This window comes from Bradyrhizobium sp. USDA 4510 (assembly GCF_054059095.1).
Genome location: NZ_JBSSBT010000001.1, coordinates 1,054,479 through 1,078,820 on the forward strand (window position 1 = coordinate 1,054,479; position 24,342 = coordinate 1,078,820).

Annotated in this window: 22 protein-coding genes and 4 pseudogenes; 19 read left to right on the plus strand and 7 right to left on the minus strand. The window is 59.6% G+C overall.

Annotated features, from left to right (window positions below):
• Nucleotides 1-273 precede the first annotated feature (273 nt).
• Nucleotides 274-360 (plus strand): annotated as a pseudogene (locus ACVMDN_RS04760) (YidB family protein); the annotation flags it as partial.
• A gap of 23 nt (nucleotides 361-383) precedes the next feature.
• On the plus strand, nucleotides 384-647 hold the full coding sequence (locus ACVMDN_RS04765; protein WP_069275764.1) for a GlsB/YeaQ/YmgE family stress response membrane protein: 264 nt from the start codon (nucleotides 384-386) through the stop codon (nucleotides 645-647).
• A gap of 533 nt (nucleotides 648-1,180) precedes the next feature.
• Here the strand turns inward: ACVMDN_RS04765 and ACVMDN_RS04770 are convergent.
• Both ACVMDN_RS04770 and ACVMDN_RS04775 read right to left on the minus strand, forming a co-directional pair.
• Nucleotides 1,181-1,909 (minus strand): Crp/Fnr family transcriptional regulator, encoded by a 729-nt coding sequence (locus tag ACVMDN_RS04770; RefSeq protein WP_069275763.1) that lies wholly within the window; start codon nucleotides 1,907-1,909, stop codon nucleotides 1,181-1,183.
• A gap of 1,068 nt (nucleotides 1,910-2,977) precedes the next feature.
• The gene (locus ACVMDN_RS04775) at nucleotides 2,978-3,187 is read right to left on the minus strand and encodes a hypothetical protein (protein WP_253587825.1); all 210 of its coding nucleotides are present in this window, start codon (nucleotides 3,185-3,187) and stop codon (nucleotides 2,978-2,980) included.
• Between the two features lie 1,018 nt (nucleotides 3,188-4,205).
• Between ACVMDN_RS04775 and ACVMDN_RS04780 the strand changes: the two genes are divergently transcribed.
• Nucleotides 4,206-4,481 carry a photosystem reaction center subunit H gene (locus tag ACVMDN_RS04780; protein ID WP_069275785.1) on the plus strand — a complete coding sequence of 92 codons (276 nt, stop codon included), beginning with the start codon at nucleotides 4,206-4,208 and terminating at the stop codon, nucleotides 4,479-4,481.
• Between the two features lie 448 nt (nucleotides 4,482-4,929).
• Here ACVMDN_RS04780 and ACVMDN_RS04785 read toward each other — a convergent pair.
• A pseudogene (locus ACVMDN_RS04785) lies at nucleotides 4,930-5,446 on the minus strand (ATP-binding protein); the annotation flags it as partial.
• A 785-nt stretch (nucleotides 5,447-6,231) separates the two neighbouring features.
• On the minus strand, nucleotides 6,232-7,137 hold the full coding sequence (locus tag ACVMDN_RS04790) for an NAD(P)/FAD-dependent oxidoreductase (protein ID WP_253587824.1): 906 nt from the start codon (nucleotides 7,135-7,137) through the stop codon (nucleotides 6,232-6,234).
• A 382-nt stretch (nucleotides 7,138-7,519) separates the two neighbouring features.
• On the opposite strand from ACVMDN_RS04790, the gene ACVMDN_RS04795 reads away from it, so the two are divergent.
• From ACVMDN_RS04795 to ACVMDN_RS04815, 5 genes and pseudogenes are all read left to right on the plus strand, one after another.
• On the plus strand, nucleotides 7,520-7,723 hold the full coding sequence (locus tag ACVMDN_RS04795) for a DUF72 domain-containing protein (protein WP_141713229.1): 204 nt from the start codon (nucleotides 7,520-7,522) through the stop codon (nucleotides 7,721-7,723).
• A 256-nt stretch (nucleotides 7,724-7,979) separates the two neighbouring features.
• Nucleotides 7,980-8,333, plus strand: a complete 354-nt coding sequence (locus ACVMDN_RS04800; RefSeq protein WP_069275760.1) for a hypothetical protein — start codon at nucleotides 7,980-7,982, stop codon at nucleotides 8,331-8,333.
• Nucleotides 8,330-8,752, plus strand: coding sequence for a phage holin family protein (locus tag ACVMDN_RS04805; RefSeq protein WP_069275759.1), 423 nt, complete (start codon nucleotides 8,330-8,332; stop codon nucleotides 8,750-8,752). Before ACVMDN_RS04800 ends, ACVMDN_RS04805 begins: the two co-directional genes overlap by 4 nt.
• 15 nt (nucleotides 8,753-8,767) lie before the next feature.
• Nucleotides 8,768-8,851 (plus strand): annotated as a pseudogene (locus ACVMDN_RS04810) (hypothetical protein); the annotation flags it as partial.
• Nucleotides 8,852-9,757, plus strand: a complete 906-nt coding sequence (locus tag ACVMDN_RS04815) for a hypothetical protein (RefSeq protein ID WP_253587822.1) — start codon at nucleotides 8,852-8,854, stop codon at nucleotides 9,755-9,757.
• Nucleotides 9,758-10,831: 1,074 nt separating this feature from the next.
• Here the strand turns inward: ACVMDN_RS04815 and ACVMDN_RS04820 are convergent.
• Nucleotides 10,832-12,514 carry a helix-hairpin-helix domain-containing protein gene (locus tag ACVMDN_RS04820; RefSeq protein WP_253587820.1) on the minus strand — a complete coding sequence of 561 codons (1,683 nt, stop codon included), beginning with the start codon at nucleotides 12,512-12,514 and terminating at the stop codon, nucleotides 10,832-10,834.
• A gap of 930 nt (nucleotides 12,515-13,444) precedes the next feature.
• On the opposite strand from ACVMDN_RS04820, the gene ACVMDN_RS04825 reads away from it, so the two are divergent.
• The 3 genes from ACVMDN_RS04825 to ACVMDN_RS04835 all read left to right on the plus strand — a co-directional run bounded on the left by ACVMDN_RS04825 (nucleotide 13,445) and on the right by ACVMDN_RS04835 (nucleotide 16,616).
• Nucleotides 13,445-13,900 carry an autotransporter domain-containing protein gene (locus tag ACVMDN_RS04825; protein ID WP_069275757.1) on the plus strand — a complete coding sequence of 152 codons (456 nt, stop codon included), beginning with the start codon at nucleotides 13,445-13,447 and terminating at the stop codon, nucleotides 13,898-13,900.
• Nucleotides 13,901-14,425: 525 nt separating this feature from the next.
• Nucleotides 14,426-15,622, plus strand: coding sequence for a prolyl oligopeptidase family protein (locus tag ACVMDN_RS04830; RefSeq protein ID WP_253603454.1), 1,197 nt, complete (start codon nucleotides 14,426-14,428; stop codon nucleotides 15,620-15,622).
• 274 nt (nucleotides 15,623-15,896) lie between these two features.
• A complete protein-coding gene (locus ACVMDN_RS04835) occupies nucleotides 15,897-16,616 on the plus strand; it encodes an aspartate/glutamate racemase family protein (RefSeq protein ID WP_081334949.1) in 720 nt (239 codons plus the stop codon).
• A 37-nt stretch (nucleotides 16,617-16,653) separates the two neighbouring features.
• On the opposite strand, the gene ACVMDN_RS04840 is transcribed toward ACVMDN_RS04835, so the two are convergent.
• On the minus strand, nucleotides 16,654-16,863 hold the full coding sequence (locus ACVMDN_RS04840; protein ID WP_069275755.1) for a hypothetical protein: 210 nt from the start codon (nucleotides 16,861-16,863) through the stop codon (nucleotides 16,654-16,656).
• A gap of 594 nt (nucleotides 16,864-17,457) precedes the next feature.
• Here ACVMDN_RS04840 and ACVMDN_RS04845 point away from each other — a divergent pair.
• The 8 genes and pseudogenes from ACVMDN_RS04845 to ACVMDN_RS04880 all read left to right on the plus strand — a co-directional run bounded on the left by ACVMDN_RS04845 (nucleotide 17,458) and on the right by ACVMDN_RS04880 (nucleotide 22,773).
• Nucleotides 17,458-17,844 carry an ectoine synthase gene (locus ACVMDN_RS04845; protein ID WP_253587814.1) on the plus strand — a complete coding sequence of 129 codons (387 nt, stop codon included), beginning with the start codon at nucleotides 17,458-17,460 and terminating at the stop codon, nucleotides 17,842-17,844.
• A complete protein-coding gene (locus ACVMDN_RS04850) occupies nucleotides 17,841-18,770 on the plus strand; it encodes an AMP-binding protein (RefSeq protein WP_069275753.1) in 930 nt (309 codons plus the stop codon). The genes ACVMDN_RS04845 and ACVMDN_RS04850 overlap by 4 nt, the downstream gene beginning before the upstream one ends.
• 109 nt (nucleotides 18,771-18,879) lie before the next feature.
• A complete protein-coding gene (locus ACVMDN_RS04855) occupies nucleotides 18,880-19,104 on the plus strand; it encodes an AMP-binding protein (RefSeq protein ID WP_253587810.1) in 225 nt (74 codons plus the stop codon).
• A 98-nt stretch (nucleotides 19,105-19,202) separates the two neighbouring features.
• On the plus strand, nucleotides 19,203-19,535 hold the full coding sequence (locus tag ACVMDN_RS04860) for an AMP-binding enzyme (protein ID WP_176731258.1): 333 nt from the start codon (nucleotides 19,203-19,205) through the stop codon (nucleotides 19,533-19,535).
• Complete coding sequence (locus tag ACVMDN_RS04865; protein WP_069275751.1) at nucleotides 19,462-19,806, plus strand: phosphopantetheine-binding protein; 345 nt, start codon at nucleotides 19,462-19,464, stop codon at nucleotides 19,804-19,806. The genes ACVMDN_RS04860 and ACVMDN_RS04865 overlap by 74 nt, the downstream gene beginning before the upstream one ends.
• 64 nt (nucleotides 19,807-19,870) lie before the next feature.
• A pseudogene (locus ACVMDN_RS04870) lies at nucleotides 19,871-21,057 on the plus strand (IS3 family transposase).
• On the plus strand, nucleotides 21,054-21,668 hold the full coding sequence (locus ACVMDN_RS04875) for a thioesterase domain-containing protein (protein WP_253587808.1): 615 nt from the start codon (nucleotides 21,054-21,056) through the stop codon (nucleotides 21,666-21,668). Before ACVMDN_RS04870 ends, ACVMDN_RS04875 begins: the two are co-directional and overlap by 4 nt.
• Before the next feature lie 535 nt (nucleotides 21,669-22,203).
• Complete coding sequence (locus tag ACVMDN_RS04880; RefSeq protein ID WP_245313732.1) at nucleotides 22,204-22,773, plus strand: 4'-phosphopantetheinyl transferase family protein; 570 nt, start codon at nucleotides 22,204-22,206, stop codon at nucleotides 22,771-22,773.
• 1,364 nt (nucleotides 22,774-24,137) lie between these two features.
• Here ACVMDN_RS04880 and ACVMDN_RS04885 read toward each other — a convergent pair.
• Nucleotides 24,138-24,263: a hypothetical protein gene (locus ACVMDN_RS04885; protein ID WP_276327036.1), complete on the minus strand. Its 126-nt coding sequence runs from the start codon at nucleotides 24,261-24,263 to the stop codon at nucleotides 24,138-24,140.
• Nucleotides 24,264-24,342 lie beyond the last annotated feature (79 nt).

Sequence of the window (24,342 nt, forward strand, 5' to 3'; positions counted from 1 at the left end):
AAGGCGCCCGGACCGAGCTCTTCGGAGCCTCCCGGTTCCCAACAGCCCCTTGGGGGCTACTTGGTCTGAGGGGCATGCTAAGCGGCGCTGGAGTCAGGAGGCTGCTTCAATGAGGAATGGCGAACTGCTGGAGAAGTGCAGCCAAACCCGCCCCGGCGATGCGGCTAATCCTGGATCAGCTCGAGGCCGAACAAGTAAATTCCGCCCGCGCAACTGCAGAAAGCAGTTAGTTCTGATGTGTTGACCAAGCTAGAGTAGGAAACCGGGCTCTCTCAAAAAGAAATACTCGCAAGGCTGTCGCGCGACCTACCCCGAGCAGTCGACAAGTATACGCTTGAGGGACGGGTACCCACTTCATAACCCTCATGTAAGAGGGGCGGAGAATGAGCATCATTTGGACTATCATCATCGGCTTTATTGCGGGGGTGATCGCGAAATTCATCATGCCAGGTGACAACGAACCCTCTGGATTCATCCTTACGACCATTCTCGGCATCGTCGGCGCCTTCGTTGCCACTTACCTCGGCCAGGCGCTGGGATGGTACCATCCCGGAGAGGGTGCCGGACTCATCGGCGCCGTGGTCGGTGCCATCATCGTGCTCTTTGTGTATGGTCTCTTCGCCGGACGACAACAGCGCACGAGTTGAATAGCGAGCTCGATTTGTCCGCGGCGTGGAGCGATCCTTCGCATCGTTTCATTTCGAATTTTTTAGTCCCGGAGAATTCACCGGATTATCGACCAGCCGCTGTTCGGCGTCACAATGGAATGCAGGACTGCTCCGGCGTTGCTCTCGGGGGGGACGGGTCGTTTTACAGGAACGGCCAGAACTCTAGCCGCTGCCGTGCCCAATAGCACTTGGATCCACTTGGCACCAATTTGACGAAACGGGGCTTAGATATGAACCAGCACCTGAAGCGCGCGAAACTCGAGTCTCCGCCCGCGGTTGAGCATTCATCAGCAGGTAGCATTCCCCATTTCGAATGACCATCGGTTTGATGATTCCGATGAGGAGGAGTTGCTGAATGACGATGGTGCTTGGCAGAAGGCCGTCATGACAGCTCGCGGTATCGAGTCCCAATTTCGACCTCGACAAGTCCAACCGTTGGTCGATCGTGATCAAGCGAAAGGAAGACCCAATCAGATTGACGTCGCCGCCAAGCGCATCGCCTCCCGTTCGAGCTAGGCGGCCGGCGGCAAGTGAAGATAAGTCGGATCGAATCCGGCCAGTTCTTCCAATTTATCGTGGTCCAGAATCCGGTAGTGTGGCCGCTCGACTTGCATGATACCCTGTTGCCGCAGTTCCTGCAGCGTGCGGTTGACGTGGACCGTCGAAAGTCCGAGACAATCTCCAAGATCGGATTGCGTAATAGGGAAGTTGAAATCACCGTCGCTCGTTCGACCGACAGCCCTCAATCGACGATGGATTTCGGCGAAAAGGTGGGCCATACGCTCGTCCGCGGACCTGCGGCCGACATTGACGATCCATTCCCTAAAAATCGCCGCGTCAATGAGCGTTTCGCGCCAAAGCGCACCTGTCACATTCGGGCGCTGCTTGCACAGGGCCTTGATCGCTTCATGAGGGATCAAGCCAAGCGTGCAGGGTGTCAGCGTCGTGAAATCGTGATCCATGACGTTGAGGTAGAGGCTCTGCAGATCCGGTATTTCGCCGGGAATGTGCAACGAGAGGACTTGCCGCTTGCCGTCCTGCGTGATTTTTGCACGGTACGCAAATCCTTCGGCGAGAAGGCAACATTCCTTTGGTCGGCTGCCATCGGCGACAATAATGTGCTGAGCCGGGACTTGGCGTTCCTGGATCGGAAGCTGCTGAAGTGACTGAATGTCATCGCTGTCGAGCCGGTTGGAGACAGTTAGCTTTGTGATCAGGCTGGTCGCGATGTTTGAAGCCATCGGCCGTTCTCCGCGCATTGGAGGAATTGTGCGTAGCGGCGGCGGTGAAATGCCTGCTTCGCCAGCGGATGATCGGGAGCACGACACTCTCAGCCACCGGCGCCCAATTGATAGTTGCCGATGATGCTTAGATAACAATTGGCGGGACCGCGATGTTCCTCGATAACTTCGCGGTCGCAGATTGCCGGTATTGCGATCCATGCCGCACTACGCTGGTATTTTTAGACTGCAATAAGCTGGGCGTGCTTTTGCATAGTTTAAGGGCCTCCCAAACGCGGAGTATCGCGATGGGGCGTCCTCACTTGCTTGTCGGCCTAAAAGAAACGGCCTCCGCGCGGGGCTGAGGCCGTTCTTCCATTTGGATCGTCCAAGTGCTGCTGGGGTTTGGTCGGCGCGGCAGGGCGGTGGGTACCTCGATTGGGGGGCTGTTTAGCCGCCGGATTGAGGCGCGAAAGCATCCACGTATTCGGCTATTCGCGTCGCCAGTCGCTCGTAGTGGATTGCTTATCGAAGGCTAGCGAGCTGATGGAATGGAAGCCGCCAATCCTGCACCAGCGTTACAAATAGCTATCGCAATTGCAGCGAGATGATCGGTGCTCATAGCGATGTCCTTGCATCGCCCATCAATTGGTCCCCGAGCGCGAGCTATTTCCTATCGGCGGTACCCGCCACTTTGCAAGATCAATGCGTCGGCTCTGGGCGTACTAGGTTCCTCATTCCATTCACGAAGACGGCTCGTCAGGATTTTAGCAGCCAATGAGACTGCCGCTCGCCGGTGAACAAGCCGGGCATGCCGGAGGTGCTATTAAGACCCGCTGTTGTGAAAATCAGCGCTCGCGCAACATAGCCAAAGGCGGCATCTGCCGTTTATTCAAAAACGCCGGCCGCGTCCCGATCAGTTGCGGGGGGACGCATTATGAGAGTGCCGGTTGCCGGATCCTTCCTAGCGCAGGGTGTGTAATGCGCAACCGCATCGACATCGGGGGATGGATTCTCACCGGGCTCAAATGCTGCTCGACCGTTTTCCCGAGTTGTAGCTGTGTCCCTCTCAATGAGCCGGAAGCCGCTTCAAGAGCCGGTCGGATTGACAGATCGCCTGTCTTGGGGATGCTTGTCGATGGTCCTCTTCGCGGCAGCGATCGCTTCCTGCGTACGCTGATAGGTCATCGTCCTGACGGTATGTCCGCCCCCGAGAGGCGTGATCTCGACCAGGAAACCGCCGCCAGGCTGCTCGATGATCACTAGTCGGTGCGCCGAATATTTGAGCTCGTCTGCCACGTTCGCGGTCCCAACCTGTTCCAGACAAACAGCTGCAGGGTTCTGACGTTCCAATAGCGCAATGGCGACTCGAGCAGCGTCACTGCTCCCCGATCATGGCTACGGCCCCACGATTACGCGTTTCTTTGCGCCGCCGTCGCTCGGGCTCGCTCCAGCGTCGCGGGGTAAATCAGCTGGCCGCTGAGTTTGACTTCGTAGAGGAGACTCCGGTCTCCGAGACAAGGGTAAATTACCAGCATTGACGTCCGGACGGGGGGCCATGATCGCGTTCGTAGCGGCCCGTGTAGACTTCGATCTCAGACATTGGCCTGATCCGCCTGGGCATAGCCGAGAGATGGATACTTGGTTTACGCGCCCCCGGCCGGCTGGGACCACCTTTCCAAGGGTCGGCAAGCAGGACTCGAATTTTCATGCCCGGAAGGTAGGTGTCAGGAGCCGGTTTTGCTAATCTCTGCCGGCTTGTTTGTCAGCCGCTCTGCTAAGATCTCCGCTTGTGGTCAGCTTCTCGGCGAAGGGCCATCTTTCCCTCTCTGTGCGGGGCCTTTCAACTTGCTGTCCTAGACTACCGGCCTCGCATCAGGCGCCCGACCAAATTCATTGCAATCACTACCTGTGAAATTAGCCCGCTGATTTGCTCGCCGGCCGCGGCAGCTGCCATTTCACTGTCAATCGATGCGATCACGTTCAGGGCTCTGGCGCCCCGGCCAATTGAAAGCGGCCCCAACCTGGGGGCCGCCAACCCGAATGATACGGGTTTTCCTCCAGCAGTCGGGGGGCGCCTGGACCGGCTGGGGGCCCTCAACCGACGCGCTGCCAAGCTGATTGTTCCTCGCCCGTCTGGCGCCTAGGAAAAAATCGGCTGGCCTCCATAAGCGCGTTTCACATGTGCTAATGACGCGGCGCCCGCATGATAGGAAAACTTATCTTCCAGCCTGGCGCTCATCGTCGGCCGTCGCTCGAATCCATGCGAAAATTGATCGCGGCTTCAGATTACATTTATCAGGATAGTTGCGTACTCATGAACGAGTATTTTGACTGCAGCAAACGCGCGCTAAACATCCTCTCCGAACTGCATGCTTCCGAAAAAGAGTTGGTGGGCAAGGGGGTCGTCTTGTCCGATGGGAAAGCCGGTACGATTGATCACGTCTTTCTAGATGACGTCCATGGGCTGCGCATTGCAATTGTGGGACATGAAGGTCGATGGCCAATAGCGATGGTCAAGCAATTGGAAGGGGATCTCTCAAGAAAGCCAAGCGACACAATAAAATTACGGCGCGCGATTCACGAAGGTTAACGACTCCGGTGCTGCACAATGCGACGATCGGCTTCCTGACGAGGAGCTTAAAACCATGGAACGCATGAATGGAGTAGAGCGGACATTTGCGTCTGTTACCGCGCTGAGCGCCTTGGTTCTCGTCGCTAGCCTGACCGCATATGCGTTTAGCTAGTGGAATCAGAAAAGTAGTGACATCCGAACAATAGGGCAGATAATTTTCATTTCGTATTGTTTCAGCCCTGGATGCGGATTCCGATGAGTCTCGCCCGGGTGTACCGATTTGATATCGCCCGGGCGCCAAGCGTTCTGGCTGTTTGGTTTCTGGCATCGGCGAAGCCGCGTGGTCAATCTCGAATCGCGGCTCGAAGGACTCGTTTTTTGCTGCTCCTGCTGTTGGCATGTGGGCAATGCCCTTCGCGTTGTCCAAGCGCGGCGGCATGTCCACAGCGCCACTGGCTCAGGCCATTCAGCCGGGCTTGCGGGTTCGCTGCAGGCTTTCGCCCTTGAGATCGATCCTGTGAGCATTGTGGACCAGCCGGTCGAGGACGGCATCAGCATAGGTTGGGTCGCCGATCAGCCGCGTGCTATTGATCGACGGGGAGCTGGCTGGTGACGATGGTGGAGCGGCGGCCGTAGCGGTCCTCGAGAATCTCCAGGAGGTCGTGGCGAGCCGCGGCGTCGAGCCGCTCCAGGCCCCAGTCGTCGAGGATGAGCAGATCGACACGGCCGAGTGCGCGCAGTAGACGCGGGTGGCGGCCGTCGCCGCACGCCAAGGCCAGATCACTGAATAGTCGCGGGACGCGCTGATAGAGCACGGAGCGATTGTCGCGGCAGGCTTTGTTGGCGAGCGCCGAAGCGAGCCAGCACTTGCCGACGCCGGACGGGCCACAGATCAAATGATTGGCGTGGTCGTCGATCCATTGGCCTTCGACCAGCATCGTCAAGAGGCTGCGGTCAAGGCCGCGCGGGGTACGATAAGGGATCGCTCATGAAGCGGGGATCACAGAGTGCAAGCGCGAACATACGACCCTTGTCGCAGCCGGCCGCCACTGTCTGGATGCCCTGGCGATTTAAGCCTCAGCCTCTTCGCGGAATTTCTCGATGGTGGGCATCGCAAGCCCTTCTCATATCGATAGATGCAGGCAATCATTGAACAAAATGCAACTACTTACCTTACCAGATTGCACCGGCAACACACCCTTGGTAAGCGAAAGCCAAATGCTCGCTTTCGCGAATCTTCAACTACCTGGCTTCTGCTATAGCGGCCGACACACAGAGCCAATTCGACGTCCTCGTTCCTGCCAATTATTGCAGTCGCATCAGTTCGCCAGATTAGGCATTGATGGCAGAGACATTCGTAAGTCCGTTCACCATCGCTGAAGTGACCAAAAAGGACGCTCGGCGGCGAAGCAGACTTGGCTAGCCTTAGCCAAGCCTCGTCAACGTTATGAGATTAGTCGCGGCTGTTCCGGACGCGAGAGCGGAAGTTGTACCGGCCGCACTCCATGAAAAGTAGCAAAGGCCGTTCGAGGAACTCAACCTCACACCCGATCTACAGGCTCGCTCCAGAGTGAGGGCGGCTCAGTGGCGACCTGTTTGTCGCGGCCTTGCTCTACAGACATGAGCGAAGCGAGGATGCGCGAAGCATGACATGAAGAGAGCTTCGGCGATTGAAAAAGATATCGTATTCGTGGAACGCCGCGCTAATGATGAGGACGAGTACCGGCGAAAGCTGAACGACAGGCTAGGTGGTCGGCAAGGCAGCCCGCTACTCGCTGAGCCCCTCGCGCCTGAGAAAGGCCTTGTTGATGGCGACCGCCGCTTTCGCGCCTTCGCCGAGGGCGGCCGCCACGAGCAGGACGTCGCGCGAGACGTCACCCGCGACATACACCCCCGGCACGCTGGTTTCTTCCGTGACCGGGTCGGTGATGACGCCGCCCTTTACGTCACGCTTGCAGCCAAGGTGCTCTGAAAGATGGGAGGCCTGGCGGCAGCCGGTCGAGAAAAACATGCCGGAGCACGCAAGCTGCGATCCGCTCTCGAAATTGATCTTTGCAAGAGCACCCTTCGCCCCCTCCAGCGATCGGATGCGATCCCTGCGCAATAGTATTCCGTGTCGCCTGAGCCGGTAGACGGCTTCCCCGCTGACTTCCGTGCCATCGCTGCAGCACACCACGTCCTTGACCCAGTGCGTCATCATTACGGCAAGATCCGCGCGCTTGTCCCCCTTGCCGTAGGCGGCGAGCCGTTTGCCGGCATATTCATAGCCGTCGCAATAGAGGCAGTGATGGACAGAAATGCCATAAAAGGCGTCGACGCCCACAAGCTGCGGGAGCTCGTCGATAAGCCCCGTCGCTAGGAGAACTTTTGCGGCAATGCCACTGGTCCCGTCGGCGCATACAAACCCGAATCCGCCGTCGGAAGGATCGACTTTCATGACCCGGCTCTGGCGGATCAAGACGGTCCCATGGCCGGCAAGCTCCTCCCGCGCATTCTGCAGGAATTGCTCGGGCGAGCGGCCGTTGGATCCGAGGAGCCCGTGAATCTCTTGCGAGGCGCGGTTGCGCTGCTGCTGATCGTCGCAGAGCAAAACGTTCCGCCGGCATCTTCCCAAGACTAAGGCGGCGCTTAATCCGGCGGGGCCGCCGCCGACCACAAGTACATCCACGTCCATTGGTGCAATTCCAGTTGGTCCGGGTACTTCCGGCAACAAGGAACCGTCACCGACCGTTCCTGCGTTACGTATTCCGGAAAGTAACTGCCCTCGCAAATCGTACAATAAAATCACCGGCTTTAGCGGCACGAGCGGAGGCGACTGCGGAGGGAGAAGCCGCGCGAAAGCAACATCGGGCGGGCCGAGAAGATGCGCAAGATCTGGCTGAAGATACGGGCGAGCGGTTCGAAGGCGTCGTTAAGTGCGACAAAGTTGCCCATATCGGGTGCTCGGGCTGGCGCTACTGGAAATGGCGAGACTCGTTCTACGCTTCCTGCCGCAGGCCTGCATTCGACACGATTGAGTTGATGCCTCATTTTACTCGTGGCCTACCCCCGCGAACGTGCAGGCAGGGCGCCGCCCGCCCGGGAGCAGAGAGTTTGTATATACGGTAAAGGGCTGCGAGCTCATCACGCACATTAAAGAGTTCAAGGGCGTGAAGACGCTTATCCGGGACTTCGGGAAGGCCGCCGATATTCTTGGCGATCGCATGGGGGGTTCCTCTTCCAGCTGCCGCCGAGCTTCCGCTACACCAAGTCCCGCTTAACTTCGATTGCAAGTCAGCTCGATCCCGCATGGCGCAGACGTGGTGGAGTTCCGGCACAAAGTGTCGGATTTCACAGCATGGCGGTCGCAGGCCCCTCCGTCGATCAATTGGACAGAGAAAGTACGATTGCCTACACGTTTCTCTTTCGGGCCAGGAACATCGAAAGCGTCATCATGTTGGATTCTGTGGAAGAGGAAGGGACAAATGCGACTGCGGCCGCGCGGTCAAGGGCGGCTGCACACGAGGGATTTCGACTATGCCAGACGCAACCACGCAGGCAGAACAAAAGGCAGAACACGCGGCCGGGCGGCAAAAGCAGGCAGGCGCAAGCCAGATCGAGCAGGTGGCTCAAGCCGTCCACGGCGCCGCCGACGAACTTCAACAGCAAATGCCCAAGGCCGCCGAATTTGCGCACGCGGCCGCTTCCCGCATCGAAGAGGGGGCGGGTGCGCTTCGCGAAAGCAGCCTACGGGACCTCATCGGGACCTTTAACGACTTCGGACGGAAGGAACCGTTGGCAGTGTTTGGTGGCGCGGCGCTCGCCGGATTTGCGATCTCGCGGTTTCTGAAAAGTTCGGCGGACCCCTCACGGGGAGGAAATACGCCATGACCCCCACGCACTCACGTTCCGTCCCCGAAATCATCGGCGATCTATTCTCCCAGCTCACGGTCCTCTTGCGCAAGGAAGCGCAGCTCGCGCGCGCAGAGGTCTCGGAGAACATGGCCAGCATCGGCAGAGGCCTGGGCCTCATCGTCGGCGGCGCTGTGCTGCTGATACCTGCTCTCGTTATCCTGCTCCAGGCCGGCGTTGCGGCGCTCTCCGAGCGCTATGGCATGGCCTCCTACTGGTCAGCCCTGCTGGTGGGCGGGATCGCGCTGATACTCGGAATCATACTTCTTCTGGTCGGCATCAGCCGCCTTAGAATCGAAAACGTCGTGCCCCGCAAGACCGTCCACCAGCTCCAACGGGACGCCTCGGTGGCGAAGGAACAGGTGAGTCAGGATCATGAGCCACGCCGAGCAGCTTGACAAGAGGCCGAACAAACACGTGCGCAGATTGCCAGCACCCTGGATGAATTGCGCGCCTGCATGACGCCTGGGCATGTCCTAGATCAACTCGCAGACAGGGTGATCGACGGCGCCGGCGCGGCGTTCGCCCGCAACCTGAGAGACCAGGCCGTTCGCAATCCGATGCCGCTTGTCCTCATGGGAGCAAGCCTGGCATGGCTGATGCTGGGCGGCAGGTCGACCGATGGGCTCATGCGCCGCACGGAGGAGCGCCTTCGCGATGCCGTCAGCGATACTGCGGACAGCGTGCGTGATGCGGCCGGTAGGGCCGGCAAGTCGGCGGCTGAAAAAGGCACCGAATGGAGCGATAAGGCCTCTGCGGTCGGCAGCGACACTGCCGAGGGCCTGAGGTCGACTGCCGAGGACGCCAGGCGGGCGGCTTCACAGACAGGAGACCGGCTGCGCGATATGGCGGGCTCGATGACGGACGCCGCTCAACAGACCGCTTCCGAGACAGCCGAAGCAGTGCGGGACACGGCCGGGTCGGCGAAGGATTCCGTCCAACGTAGCGCTGCAGCCGGGTACGATGCAGTCGCGGACACAGCCCGGCGGACGGCATCTTCCATCACGGAATCAACCAAGGCCGCAGGGCAACGAACCCTGCAGACCGGCAGCACCTTCCTCGATTTCTGCCGTGAACAGCCGATGCTGCTGACCGGCCTGGGGATCGCCGTCGGAGCGCTGGTGGGCGCCTTGCTGCCGGCGACTGAAGCTGAAAATCGTCTCATGGGCGAGACCAGCGACCGCCTAAAGGACCGCGCCCAGGATCTGGCATCGGAGCAGGTCGAAGGCGCCAAGGAGATCGGCGAGCGCGCGCTCGATGCGGCGGCCGACGAGGCTTCTAAACAGGCAGAAGGCGCGGCCCAGGAAGCTAAGGCCGACGAGGCCACTCTGGTGCCGGGCTCAGAGACGTCCGAGCGTGAGACGCGAGGGCAGCCCTGGTCACCCGAAAATGCGCCACTCTGAGCGCAGCAGTCGCGGCAGGCCGCCTTTGTGGGCCGCCGATGGCTGAAATCTTATTGGTCCGCATCGCCAACGCGCGTGCACTGACGAGTTTGACCGACGTCTTGTGCGCCAAGCTGCCACCCATGCGCTAACGCTCGCGGGATCGCGGGGCGCTGCAGCGAGCGGTGTAATCACGCGCATGAAGGACTATCCGGCCAAAATCACGCTCGGCAAATGCGAGAAACAGGCGCAACTCGCATCATTGTTCTCTGCAAAGATTATCGGGGCTCCCACAATGTCCGGCTAGACGCAGCGATAGCACGACGGGATGCATCGTCCGATCTCGAGCCGCGGTTTAATTGCACGGCCTTGAAAGGCAGGGCTCGATCATTCGATCGGTTGACGTGCCACCCGAAATGGGCCCCAATGAGCCGGTAGACTGGGTTGGTGCACGTCGCCCGGCAATTACGCCGTAGTCAGTGCCCAAAGAACAACCACAGCAGGATGATCACAGGAATTGGCACGCCCAAAAGCCAAAGCAAAACGCCTCGTCCCATCTCGCTTCCCTCCCTTATTTAGTCACGCCAATGGCAACTCCGGAAGACGCGGCCATGTTCCTAGCCCACCGATCGCGACGTCCTTGCCGCCGCGCGACGCTATTGGACGGATAGCGGTAGTCATCCCAGGCCATGTTCTGGGGTGATTTGATGGGCTTCCTTACCGAGGGGGACTCGAAACCCCTGCGCATTCATCAGAGCCCTTCCGTATCGTCGGTCCCGGACAGGAACACTTTCAGGTACTGACGGCTTTCGATGCCGGCCACCACGCGCCTTTTTCCCGGGCCGCGTCCGATCGGTTCAACGTGGAAATCGCGACGAATTCCTCGCCAATGCCCCAGCGCGGGCGCAACTCGCACGGTTCAATACGATAAGGCAACTTTCGAGGACGAGAGCGAGAAGCTCGCAACGGCGTCAATGAAGCTCACGGAGGCAGCACTGCTGTCGGTGCCTTCCTCTTCTTCTCCCTGTTGTGCTCAAGCGGCCGGCTTACCGTTCGGTCAAGTCGATAGGGCGGGTGAGCAGGCAGCCTCTGCCGCTACGCCGCCCGGGACAAAGTTCGCCGTTTCCGCTTCAGATGACGGGTTATCTCGGCCAGCGTCATGGCGTTCAGGACCCGGTCCGCCGGTACGCCGCCTTTGCGAGCCATCTCGACGCCCCAGTGCATGTGGTCGAGCTCGCGGATCGAGTGCGCGTCCGGATTGATGCTCATCATGCAGCCGAACTCCAGCGCCGCCTGGTGCCATCGCCAGTCCAGGTCGAGACGCCACGGATGGGCGTTGATCTCGACGGCGACATCGTGTTTGGCGCAGGCGCGCAGCACCTTTTCGACGTCGATTTCGTAACCTGGCCGGCGCTGAAGCTGGCGGCCGGTCATATGCCCGATGATGGTGGTGTAGGGATTGCCGATGGCGCGCAGCAGGCGTTCCGTCTGTGCCTTTCTGTCCAGCTTGAAGCGGCCATGGATGCTGGCGACGATGAAATCGAAGCTGTCGAGCACATCGTCCGGATAGTCCAGCGACCCGTCGGCCAGGATGTCGGATTCGATGCCCTTCAGGATCCGCAAATCCTTGCCGAACTTGCTGTTAAGCCGGTCAGCCTCCCGATGCTGCTTCTTGATCTGCTCCACTGAGAGGCCGCCGGCGTAGTGCGCCGACTTCGAGTGGTCAGCGACGCCGAAATATTCGAAACCTCGCTTCAGCGTGGCTTTCGCCATCGTCTCGAGGGTCTCGGTTCCGTCGGAGGCCTCCGTGTGGCAATGCAGGATCCCTCGCAAGTCCTGATCGGTTACCAGCTTCGGCAGTTCTCCGTTCAAAGCACGCTCGATTTCGCCGCGTCCCTCGCGCAGTTCGGGCTCGATGAAGGGCAGCCCCAGCGCCCGATAGATTGCTTCCTCGCTCTCAGCGACCACGCTGCGTTGCTTGTGCAGCCCGTTCCGTTCAAGGCGCATTCCTTTCTCTTCCGCAAGCTGGCGAAGCTGCTCCAAATGGGCGGGCGAGCCTGTGGCGTGCAGCAGGACAGCCCCAAAGTGCCTGCGGTCGGCGAGGCGAACCTGCAGCCCCGTGGTGTCGACGAATTCCGGCTCCATGCCGCTGCTCGGTGCCTCCGCAACAATGGCCAGATCTCCGATTAGCTCGCAGCCGCGCCGAAAGTCGCCCGCAATGGTCAACCTCTTAAGTTCGGGGCGGGCTTTGCGGAGGGAATCCTGCGCATGTTCGAGTAGGAGGGCCGCGCGATGCAGGTGCAGCCGACCGTGGCCGCTCTTGGCGATCGACAGGTTCTGCAAGATCTTGGTCTGCAATGCCGCACCGAGCCCTTTGGCTCGCTTGATCCGGTCCTCCTTTGCGGCCTGCTCCAGCTCGGCAAGCGAGGTGATGCCCACGTCCCTGTAGAGCCGCAGCACCTTTTCGGGTCGAAGGCCGGGCACGCTTAAAAGTTCCAGGACACCGGCGGGGATGTCCTGCCGGAGCTTCTCCAGGCTCGGGTGCGTGCCGGTGCGGTGTAGCTTGGTTACGATGTCGGCGATGGCTTGGCCGACCCCAGGGATCTCGGTCAGCCTGTCCTCCTCGATGAGACGATCGATAGGGACGGCGAGCGCAGCCAGGCTGTCGGCTGCCCGGGAATAGGCTTTCGCGCGGTAGGGGTTATCGCCGCGCAGCGCGCTCCGCTGCGCGTACTCGCGCAGCAGCCTTGCGATCTCTTTCGTACCGGCCTTGGGCACCGTGCCTCCGAACAGCGTAGCGCGATTTCAACGGCTCGCTGGGAAGCAGGGTTCCGGAATATGAGCGGGAACGGCTGCATCGCCGCTGTTGAGCCATGGGCATAGGTCCAAGAGTTCTCGCCATGCTCCGAAGCGAATGATCTGCTGGTGAACTGTCCGAAGTGCGGTGCGACCGTCGGCCCCCATAAGGACATGCTCGCACGGCCCGAGATCATTTTAGATGTTGCAAGTGCGGCAGCGAGGTGACCGGGCGGTTCCCCCGTTCCGAGCCTGCCGTCTCGCGCCGGTCAGTCTGGACCTTGCCTGAGCATCACCGGTGGGAAGTGGAGGACGAGCCATGAAACCGATCCTGGCCGCAGTAGCTTTGTCCGGCCGCGCCTCGTTTTCGCCGGGGCGATGGCTTTCGACAAAGATGTGCCGCCCTTGAACACCAGATGCTCGCCGAGATCCGAAGGAGCTCGACCTTGATGTCTCCGGACAGCAGCAGCGCGACGATTGCTGGCCACGGCACCGGCGAAGGGGAGGGGCCGCGGGACTTCGGCTTGACACTGCACAGCAATCTGTCGGCGGCGAAAGGATGGAGATCGGACATCATTCGGCCCGGTGCGCCTAGCCGAGACCCACGAAGCGGGAAGGTGTCCTGCCAAGGCACGGATTTGCGTGAGCAAAGCGGGTCGCGCTCCGTGTCGGAATTCAAGGGACGGCCTATCGGAGTCTCTTGCTGAGGGGCCGCAGCGTGCCGCTGCGGGCTTACGAACGCGCGCGCCAATCACGTTCGATGCGGCGGTGACAGAACAGTATGCGCAGGCATTCGCCAAAGGCGAGGTCGACGACCCCGCCGCAATGCCTGCGTTCGCAGCGCTCGTTGGCGCGCGCGGAGGACCGCCTCGCCAGCTTCCACTTCGAGCGCCGTCGGGGCTCGGGCGCTGAGTGGCTCGCAATTTCAACCTGCCGCAGGGCTACTTCATCGAGCCGCAGGCGCAGCTCGTGTACCAGAACATTGACCTCTCCGGCGCGCAGGATGCCGCCGCCCAGATCCGCTTTGCCGATGTCGATTCGCTGGCGGCACGGGTGGGCGCGCGGTTCGGCCGGACATGGTCGCTGGACGACGAATGGGTCGGCGGTTTTGCCCGCACCATCACCGCATCGCTGCGGCCGAACGTCTGGCACGAGTTCCGCGGCAACCCGATGACCCAGTTCTCCTCCGACACCGGCTTCATCCCGTTCCGCTCTAGCCTCGGCGGCAGCTGGGGCGAGCTCAACGCCGGTATCAACGGCCAGATCAACAGCTTCACCACGCTGTTCGCCAACGCCTCCTACCAGCAGCGCTTCGAAGGCAACACCTACGCCTACGACGGAAAGCTCGGTATTCGCGTAAATTGGTAAATCCCGGGTCTGTGTCGGATCATCTCTGTGACGCCAAAGGAAGTTGTGTCGACAGGCACGCGAGCGTCTGGGTCATATCGAACGTGGGGATGGCAGAAGGACCAGTTGCGTCTGGACCATAAGACGAGCCAAAGGGTTCGCTTACGCTAGCGCGTCGCTTCGCGGCAGACCGAACTATGGCGCGTTCAACTCAGCGAAGGCTGGGCGCCGAACGCGCCAACACTCCGGCGGCTGACAGCTTGCGCGCTCTGTCCGAGCGCAAGCGAGAAGCAGCCCCGCCGCGATCCAGCGCCGCCGATTTCCACACCAGATTGTCAGCTTCAGACCCAATGTCGGGAAGCTGACCTGGCGATGCGGTACGACGCGTCAGAAATTGCTGTTTTCCAGACGGCATGCTGCTTGCACAGTCGAGGTGCGGGCGGCGCGACATAGTGCGTGCACGCTCGCAACACGAATTTCACAACTGTCGCCCAGTCGCAAGAACCTGCAAGCTCGCCCTGTGTGTGCCCGTCCGAGGATAAGACAATGAAAAAATCCGTTCTGCGCGCCTGGTTGCTCTCGATCATATGTCTGACAGTCGTGCAGCTCCACGGGCAGTCTGCTGCGACGCCGGCGGACGATCCGTTTCTCTGGCTCGATGAGTCCGAGGGGCCGCGCGCATTGGCCTGGGCGCAGGCCGAGAACGAAAAGACGCTCGGCTCGCCGCACTCGGATCCTCGCTATGATCGCTTTTACCGGGACGCGCTAACCATCCTCCAGGCAAAACACCGGATTCCGTACGTTTCGCTTGGACGACAAGATCTCGAAAATTTCTGGCAGGACGAGAGCCATGTGCGCGGCATCTGGCGGCGCGCCAGCCTTGAGAGTTATCGCGGGGAGGATCCCCGGTGGGAGACCATCCTGGACATTGATGCCCTCGCTGCCGCCGAGAAAAAGAATTGGGTCTACGAGGGGCGCAGCTGCTTCGGGCGCCGCTGCCTCATCCAACTTTCCGATGGCGGCAAGGGCGCCGTGTCCATACGCAAATTCGATCGTGACGCCAAAAGCTTTGTTACAGGTGGATTCGAGCTGCCAGAGGGCAAGCAGCATGTCAGCTGGCTCGATCGTGACACTGTCCTTGTTGCTAGTGATCGGGGCGAGGGGATCACGACCGAGGCCGGCTACGCTTTCGAGTTGAAGGAGCTCAAGCGCGCTCAGCCGCTCGATCAGGCGCGCGAAGTCTTTCGTGGCCAGCGCACCGATTTCGGAATCGTGCCAATGGTGCTTGGTGAAGGTCGGATCCATGTGACCGGCGGCGTCGCCCGTCGGATCAACGGCTTCGAGCGCCAGTATGTGCTGTTCGGTGCGGCGGGGCCGGTCGAGCTCGATCTGCCGAACAAGGCGGCGATCGTCGGCATCGCGAGTGGCCGCCTGCTTGTGAAACTGGACGAAGACTGGATGCGGACCGGCGAGACCAGCTTCAAGACCGGCCCAGTGATCTCGTATGACTGGGCCGAATGGAAGCAGGATCCGCTGCGGGCTAAACCATCTGTCGTTTTCCAGCCCAATTGCCGGCAGGCGCTCCGCGGATGTTCCCCCCGACCCGCTAGGAGCCGCACCTCAAGCCGGCCGTCGAGTGATGCGACGGCGCACACCCATGAACACAGTCATCGGTACGTTGGTTTTTGCGTCGGTCAATCAGGGCGATGCGTCGATCAGACCGCTGTCCTCCACTGTGCTTGATGTGCCGCCAACAGGCGGACACCGAAAGATCGCTCGATCCGGCAAACGCACTGACGGGAGTTGCTGCACCGAGCTGCAACTTGTCCGAATTGTTTGCACAACGCCATGCCCTTTCAGCCGGCTTCGCAGCTCGGGTGAGAAGAGTTTTTGCCATCGTCAGAGATAAGGCCTTTGATTTTGCATTTCCATTGAGATTGCGAGAAACAACGCCGACTATTTGCCGCCGAAGGCGCGGCACGCCTGTGTCGCCTTCACATCAAGTGGAGATCGTAAAGTGCAGCAAACCATTGGGCTGATCGGAGGGATGAGCTGGGAAAGCACGGCCATCTATTACAAGGAAATCAACGAAATCGTCCGTCAGCGCCGCGGCGGTCTCGCCTCGGCAGACATCTTGCTTCGCTCTGTTGACTTTGGCGATATCGTCGCTCTTCAGGAGGCGGGAGAATGGAGGCAAGCCGCTGCTTATCTGGCGAGGATCGCCCGACAGTTGGTCGATGCAGGCGCCGGCTGCATCCTGATCTGCACCAATACGATGCATGTGATTGCCGACATCGTTGCTGCCGAGCTGAGTGTGCCGCTCATCCACATCGTCGATGTGACCGCTGCGGCCCTGCTCGCCGCTTTCGTCAAGCGACCACTCTTGCTTGGGACGCGCTATACGATGGAGCAGCCGTTCTATTGTGATCGCCTGCGGCAGCGGTTCGACCTTTCGCCGGTCATACCGGCGGAGCACGAGCGCAGCCGGATCCACGCTGTCATTTTCAATGAGCTGTGCCGCGGCACGGTTTCTGATCACTCGCGCCAGGAAGTTATCGACATCATTGCGCGAGGTCGCGACCGAGGCGCCGACGCGCTCATCCTTGGCTGCACGGAGATTGGTCTTCTCATCGGCCCCGAACATACACAATTGCCGGTATTCGATTCAGCGAGGCTGCATGCCAGGGCGGCAGCTGATTTCGCCGAGGGCAGCGGTCGGCTCATGCCGCCTCCTTAAGTGCGCAGCGAACATAGCTGAGCGAAAGCACAATCACTCAGTAAGAGATCCCGTCGAAGAGGAGCGAAACGTGTGTGTCCTTAATTCCGCCAGCCGCAATGCTCTGGATTGCGTCAATCATGAAGAAGCTCGCATCAAAAAAGGATAAGCGCTCTTCGTCGAAGACAAGTCGCTGCTGATGATCGCGCTGTCGCTCGACGCGACGATGGTACAGTTCCACGTCGCGCGCACCGCTCGAACGCGCCAAGTAGAAAGCGTGAAGTCTTAGCCACCGGCAATGGTTGGATCTTCAACGATAAAGGTCAGCCGACACTGTCCGACCGGTTCTCCCTCGCAGACTTGCTCGCATCCGGCCATATCTTGTCAGTTTGTCAGATTGGCTTCATTGCCTTGCCAAATCCTTTCCGCTCGCTAGCCAGCTGAAACAGCCACTATCTCTTATCTGTGTGCGACCATGGCATGAGGTTCGCTCCAGTTCGCTGAGAGGCTGCGGTGCTGTATTCGTGCCGCGAGGCACAGTGAAGGAAGGAAACAACTTGCCAAATCTGCGATCGGAAACGCTTTGTCTGGCCGGCAACATCACCAGCAGCATTCTCGACCATACCAAGGCAGGCGGCGGCACCGCGAAGAAGAGGGAACATCAAGGTGGTACATGCACGCCGTCGACGCGGCTGCGGAATACCCTTACGCCGATATCTTTGTCTAGACGCCGGCGAGGGCTCGGGAGGCCTTTTGGGTGCAGCCGATGCTTCGGCAGTGCGCGGGAGCCGCGCTTGCCGGTCAGTACAACGACCTCCAGCTGCCGCAACAATGAATTTACCGTATCCGGCAATCGAACGCTATGATTGTGCGTAGCCTGCACGATGTTGAAGCGACCGATCACTTCGTCGATTGGGGCAATGGTACGAGCCACCGCCTTCTGACGGAGAAGGACGGCATGGGTTTTAGCGTCTGCCACACTGTGGTCCGCGCTAACACCGTTTCGCTTCTGCAATACCGCAATCATCTCGAAGCCTGCTACTGCATCGCCGGAGAGGGCGAGGTCGAGGACATGGACGGCAATGTCTTCTCCATTCGTTCGGGCGATCTGTATGTGCTTGACAAGCATGACAAGCATCTTCTGCGCGGGGGGCGGGACAAGGACCTGATCCTCGTCAGCATCTTCAACCCGCCCCTTAACGGAGCCGAGCGCCACAAGCTCAACGACCCGGCAGGCTCGACATATTGAGCAAGGCGAAGATCGACTGCATGACGCAGCATCTGCAAACTTTGTTACATGACGGCAAGGCCGATGCGGGACAGCCGGTCGGCCGCATTGACAATCTGTCGACCGACCAACGCACGTATCTACTGGAGGAGTTGAATCGGACGGAGGCGCCGTATCCGTCGGAGCTGCGCATCCATGAGCTGTTCGAGGCGCAGGTGCAAAAGGCACCGGAGGCGGTGGCGGTGGTCCATGAGAAGGAGAGATTGAGCTATGACGAACTCAATGCGCGGGCCAACCGGCTGGCGCATCATCTGATCGAGCTCGGGGTCAAGCCAGACCAGCCGGTGGCGATCTGCCTGGAACGCAGCGTGGCGATGGTGGTTGGTGTCTTGGCGATCCTGAAGGCGGGCGGTGCCTATCTGCCGCTGGATCCAGCTTATCCACCGGCGCGACTGCGGCAGATTGTCGGCGATGCAGCACCGCAACTGCTGCTTTGCGATGCCGCCGGTCGAACCGCATTGGGCGGCGAGGCACTCGCCGATGTCAGCGTGGTCGATCTGGAAACTGGCACCCGGGCCTGGTGCGAGCGGCCGCCCTCGGACCCTGACCCGCGCACGCTTGGGCTCACATCCCGCCATCTTGCCTATGTGATCTACACCTCAGGATCCACGGGAATCCCCAAGGGCGTCGAAATGTCCCACGGATCGCTTGTGAATTCGCTGGCGGGGTTTGGCACGTCAAAACTGCGTACACTTCAGTTCGCGACGTTGAACTTCGATGTGTCCTGCCAGGAACTATTCATTTGTTGGAAGGACGGCGGAGTACTTGTACTCCTGCGGGAAGAGACCCGGAGGCGCTTTTCCGACTTGCTGGAGTTTGTAGAGCGGGAGGCGATCGAGCGGCTTTTCCTCCCATTCGTGGCATTGAATCATCTTGCAGAAGTCTGAAGCACGCAGCGCGTGCAGCTACCCTCTTTAAGAGAGCTTTATACAGCCGGCGAACGATTAGGCCACTGCACTGCTTAAGGTTTTCTTCGAGGCACACCCGAACGCGAGATTGATCAATCAATTTGGGTCCACGGAAATCAGCGTCATTTCCGAGCACCACCTTGCAGCTGATCCGTCATGTTGGCCCGAGATGCCTCACATTGGGCGCCCAATCGCCAACACGCGGGTGTACTTGCTGGATGGCCATGGCGCGCTTGTGCCGTTTGGTGCGGTAGGCGAGCTTTACATTGGCGGGGCGGGGGTTGCGCGGGGCTATTTGAACGCCCTGAACTGACAGCCGAGCGGTTCATCGCCAGTCCCTTTGTCGAGGGTGATCGGCTGTACCGGACCGGCGACCTCGGGCATTATCTGCCGGACGGCAATCTTGAGTTTTTGGGCCGCAACGACGACCAGGTGAAGATCCGCGGCTACCGCATCGAGCCGGGCGAGATCGTAGCAAAGCTTTGCGAGCACGCCTTCGTGCGCGAGGCGGTGGTGGTGGCGCGCCAGAGCCGCGCCGGCGACAAGCATCTGATCGCCTATGTGGTCGGCGCGCCGGAGGCCGGTGAGGGCGATGGAGGCGGGCTTGCGGGCGCCTTGCGCGCGCACTTGAGTAGCCGGCTGCCGGACTACATGGTGCCGGCTGTCGTTCGTGCCGATCGCGGCGCTGCCGCTGACGCCGAACGGCAAGCTCGACCGCAACGCGCTGCCGGCGCCGGCCGATGAAGCCTATGCGCTGGCGGCCTATGAGCCGCCGCAGGGCGCGGTCGAGACGGCGCTGGCGCGGATCTGGGCCGAGCTTCTCGGTGTCGAGCGCATCGGGCGCCACGACCACTTCTTCGAACTTGGCGGCCACTCGCTGCTGGCCGTGCAGATGCTCAGTCGAGCATTAGAATTTGGGCTGAGCTTTAGCGCCGCCGACCTCTTCCAAACCCCTGTTCTCAAGGAATTTGCATCAAAGATTCATGTGGAGCCACGGCCCAGTAGCCCGGAGTAATTGACCTGCCCCTGAATATTACCTCCAGATGGAGTTAGAGTCCGGCCTGAGCAAGGACGGACAGATGAAGCGAGCAAGGTTCACGAAAGAGCAGATTATCTCAGTGTTGAAGGAGCGTGAGGCTGGAGCGACGACAACAGACCTGGCTCACAAACACGGGGATCTCCGAGGCGACGATCTACAATTGGAAGGCCAAGTTCGGCGGCATGGAAGTGTCCGAAGCCAAGCGGCTCAAGTCGCTCGAGGAAGAGAACGCGAAGCTGAAAGAAGGTACTGGTCGAGCAGATGCTCGACGCGGCAGCACTGCGCGAGTTTTTGTCAAAAACGGTAGGGCCGGCTACCAAGCGCGCCGCTGTGGCGCACCTGAAGGCCGTGATGGGCCTGTCGGAGCGACGGGCCTGCACGATCGTCGACGCGGATCGGAGGATGGTCCGTTACCGATCTTGCCGCCCTCCGGATACGGATCTTCGTGCCCGGCTGCGCGACCTTGCTCACGAGCGCCGACGGTTCGGCTACCGTCGACTGTTCGTCCTGCTGCGGCGGGAGGGCGAGCCATCAGGGATCAACCGCATTTACCGGATCTATCGGGAAGAAGGGCTGACGGTCCGCAAGCGGCGGGCTCGCCGCAAGGCCATGGGGTGCCGGGCACCGATCCTGGTGGAAGCAAAGCCGAATGCGCGCTGGTCGCTGGACTTCGTCCACGACCAGTTCGCCAATGGACGACGCTTCCGCATCCTCAACATCGTCGACGATGTCACCAAGGAATGTCTGGGCGCCATTCCTGACACATCGATCTCGGGCCGGCGTGTGGCGCGGGAACTGACGACGATTGTCGCTCGCCGCGGCAAACCCAGCCTGATCGTCTCCGACAACGGCACCGAGCTCACCTGCAACGCCATGCTCGCCTGGTGCAAGGAAACCGGCATCGACTGGCACTTCATCGCACCGGGCAAACCGATGCAGAACGGCTTCGTCGAGAGCTTTAACGGCCGGATGCGCGACGAGCTCCTCAATGAGACGCTGTTCTTCGATCTCAACGACACCAGGACCGAACTCGCGGCATGGGTCGCCGACTACAATGGCGAGCGACCTCATTCCTCGCTGCAATACCTCACGCCCGCGGCCTACGCCGCCACTCTCACCGCAACGGACGCTCGGCTGCGCAACCCCGACCAGCTCCGCCGATCGTCCGTTGCTCCACCCGCGCCACTTGGCGTACAAACCACCGAGACTCTAACTGCCGCTGGATGAAAGTTCAGTGGCAGGTCATAATTTCCGTTCGATCAACCGGATCGCAGCCACCGCTGTTCTTTGTCCCCAAAGGTTTTGGAGATTGTTCCTATGTCCTCGGTTTGGTGGCGGAAATGGATGTAGATTGCCCCGTCTACGCTCTGCCGTGGCCGCCCTTCAATGACGTTTATTCACGAACTCTTGAGGCGATGGCCGCAGAGGCGATCCTTGCGATTAAAGAGATCCAGCCACGGGGCCCATACCGCTTTGCTGGATACTCATCAGGTGCAATCCTGGCTTATGCAATTGTCGAGCGATTGCTGAGCATCGACGAAGTTGTATCATTTATGGCGTTCATCGATGTTAGTTCGCCTGCAGATTCTTCAAACGCTTCACAGATCAGTTTGGCTCGAGAATTTATTCTGGAGAGTTGCGGAATCTTGCGCGATGAATACGGCGAGGTTTTCGAAGGATACAAGGAGCAATGTTCCATTTCTGAGTGCTCGAAAAGGCGCAGCAAAAGGAGTGTTACCTCCAGATCACGATCTCCACAGCGATGTTTCGGTGTATCAAAGGGCCGCGAGATTTCACCGGGCGCTACAATCGTGCCGAGTTCCGTCGCTCCCGATTGAGATACATCAGTTTATGGCAGTGAGCTTCTTGTCAGCCCTGGGTTACCACCTGACGAACAACTGCATCGCAAGGCACTCGCCAAACAAGGGTTGGGACTTATCATGCGGTATCGATGCCGGGCAACCACGCGACAATGGTGAGCAATCCAGAAAACCGGCAAGTTCTGGCTCGGGCCATTTCAAGGGCGCTCAGCGGGACTGTTAAATAGACAAGAACTTTCTCTCGAAAAAATTCTGAGTTCAAAGATCGGTCTCGAGCCCCAAATAACCCACAAGTCGGCAAGCGGCTCGGTGGGCCAGACTTCGGTCTCTCTGCAAAAGCTCCCGAGACTCTAACTCCCTCCGGATCATATTCAGGCGCAGGTCAGAAACGGTCCATATGTGGGCGGCCGCCGCCCCTCTGATCGACACTAAGATGTTCGAAAAGCTAGCGGGACCAAACAGTGGAGATTTTTACGATTGATCAACAGAACATCATGGTCGGCATCCGTCCGATAGAACGCTGCGACGAATGTACGCTTCCGAAGTCATGTCTATGGGACGCGCCGTTCCCAAAGTCCGCCGCGAAAGCGCTGCCGCAAGAGTAGCTGCCCGAACACTTCTTGAGCGATTGGGATTCCCACCAATGGCGATCTTGAAGACGCGCTCGGGTGTTCCGATCTGGCCAACCGGCGTGGTCGGATCTTTGGCGCACCACGATACAGTAGCAGCCGCCGCTATTGTAGGGACGAAAAGCATTGCAGCTCTCGGCGTCGACATTGAGCCTAATGAACCTCTGCCGGAAAACCTGATCGAATTGATTGCCACTCCTCATGAGCAGCGAATGTACGATCTACACACGCTCAAGCGGCGGGATCTCTTCGTTTTGAAAGAGGCGGTATATAAGGTGTGTTTTCCAATGGATGGCCAGTTTCTTGAGTTCCAGGACGTGGAAATTGATATCTTTGCGCGATCAGGACACGTGTCCAAGACAAATCGCACGTTTTCGTTCGAGTTATTTATTTCTAAGAATCTAATCGGGGTGGCGTATTCGCGGCCGAATGAAGTGGACAGCCCTCCAAGATCCAAGATCAGCAGTCACCCCCTAAAGCAATCGATACCCTAGCTCGTTCGCGCGTTCGTTGATCGGTCAGAGGGAAAACCGTGCGGCTGATGTTGTGCAAGGTAACGCAGGCGACTAGCCCTGGCTCCACTGTGTAGCCCTTCGCTCCGGCTTATCTTGGAAGTGTTGCTGGCCGTTGGGCAAAGTGCATCGCGCCCACGATGTTCGCATAACAAAAGTCGCCCGTCAGCACTTGAACCGCTGCTTTCTTTCCTTTAACGGGCGTGTTTTGCTCGCTCGTGCACTGCCGGATGAGCCGGCGACCTGGCGAGAAGCGCCTTGAAGCTCAAATCCGGAGCGTCGCTTTGAATTTGGTCAGAACTCTGTTGCGACGCGCATATAGATTCGCGCAGCCTCATCAGTCAAGCCCAAGCTCTGATTAAGTCACGGCAACAAATTGCCCGTGCAAGCACTGTCTTCTCGATAAATTTGCGGTTCACAACTTGCGGAAGGCAACGACAATTGCCTCTTCCGCAATCGAACGGACGGTCTTGTAACCCATCGGTGCATCGTGCACGAAGCCGCCTTTACGCTGCTTGGTGAGGTCTTCTGAGTGGGACCGTGGGCGAGCTTTCGACCGCTGTATCGCCGCTCTTGGCGTGCGTTGCCGTGCGCTGTCATAGAGTTTGGCCCACAGGTCCTCTCGCATGACGGATTAGAACCGACTGAATCTCCACGATCTGGGATCAGGCGTCGTCCGCCCTGTTCTCCCTCTCTTCGAGGCATCTGAGAGCGCGTTGGTATTCGAACTCGCACCACGCAAGCTCGAATGGTTCCATCAGTATCTCCATCCACGTCTCGGCGAAGGCCGCCATTCCCATAAAAAATAGAATTCGCGACCTCCTGATTAGCTATCAGTTGACGACGCCCGCGAAGACGAATGAGATCTCGCTGTGGCCAGTCGCACATGCAGCTAAGAGGATCGTGATCAGCGGCTCAATTGGACGTTGGTAAAGATTGGGCACCTCAAGGGGGGTGCGAAACGATACGAAAGTTTATGGCGATCGTTCGCCTGGCTCGCACATCAGGGGCGAGGACACACCCGGGTATGATACCCTCCCGCCGCCATCCCTCGCTGGCGTAAAGACGCTCGGCAGCAGAACCTGTGGTAGTGCTGAGCGTCAACAACGTCTTCCCTCCTTTCGTGCTAACTCGCTGACAGCCGAGAGCAGCCGGCGACCGATGCTGCGACGGCGTGCACTTCCTTCAACCAGGATTTTGACGACTCGAGCGCGATGCAATTGACGCGGCAGGTACCATGTGGGTTGTGCCAACAATCCGACCTGCACCATCTTCCGCAGCTACGCATCCATTGCAAACGACCGCGTCCGCGATGCTACGCCAATACGCCAGCGCACGTCGTCGAGTTAGCGGTGGCAGAAAGCTGAGCGACTGGCCGTGACGACGCAGTCAATGAGGATGTCGGCGAGACGCTCCAAACGCTTATCCACTTCGTCGGCGCCGATGCGCCGTACCTGAATATCGCCCGTCATCTGATTTCGGACAGAGCGAGCCGATCGTCCCAGCTAGGTCGGACGGTAGGTTCCAACGCCACCGCAACAGCGAGTTTCC

What these genes read in the sequence shown, in the direction of transcription:
- ACVMDN_RS04800 (WP_069275760.1), top strand. Translation starts at nt 7,980, where the DNA reads ATGCCAGACGCAACCACGCAGGCAGAACAAAAGGCAGAACACGCGGCC.
- ACVMDN_RS04765 (WP_069275764.1), top strand. Translation starts at nt 384, where the DNA reads ATGAGCATCATTTGGACTATCATCATCGGCTTTATTGCGGGGGTGATC.
- ACVMDN_RS04830 (WP_253603454.1), top strand. Translation starts at nt 14,426, where the DNA reads ATGAAAAAATCCGTTCTGCGCGCCTGGTTGCTCTCGATCATATGTCTG.
- ACVMDN_RS04845 (WP_253587814.1), top strand. Translation starts at nt 17,458, where the DNA reads ATGATTGTGCGTAGCCTGCACGATGTTGAAGCGACCGATCACTTCGTC.
- ACVMDN_RS04880 (WP_245313732.1), top strand. Translation starts at nt 22,204, where the DNA reads ATGGGACGCGCCGTTCCCAAAGTCCGCCGCGAAAGCGCTGCCGCAAGA.
- ACVMDN_RS04875 (WP_253587808.1), top strand. Translation starts at nt 21,054, where the DNA reads ATGAAAGTTCAGTGGCAGGTCATAATTTCCGTTCGATCAACCGGATCG.
- ACVMDN_RS04805 (WP_069275759.1), top strand. Translation starts at nt 8,330, where the DNA reads ATGACCCCCACGCACTCACGTTCCGTCCCCGAAATCATCGGCGATCTA.
- ACVMDN_RS04770 (WP_069275763.1), bottom strand. Translation starts at nt 1,909, where the DNA reads ATGGCTTCAAACATCGCGACCAGCCTGATCACAAAGCTAACTGTCTCC.
- ACVMDN_RS04790 (WP_253587824.1), bottom strand. Translation starts at nt 7,137, where the DNA reads ATGGACGTGGATGTACTTGTGGTCGGCGGCGGCCCCGCCGGATTAAGC.
- ACVMDN_RS04885 (WP_276327036.1), bottom strand. Translation starts at nt 24,263, where the DNA reads ATGACGGGCGATATTCAGGTACGGCGCATCGGCGCCGACGAAGTGGAT.
- ACVMDN_RS04780 (WP_069275785.1), top strand. Translation starts at nt 4,206, where the DNA reads ATGAACGAGTATTTTGACTGCAGCAAACGCGCGCTAAACATCCTCTCC.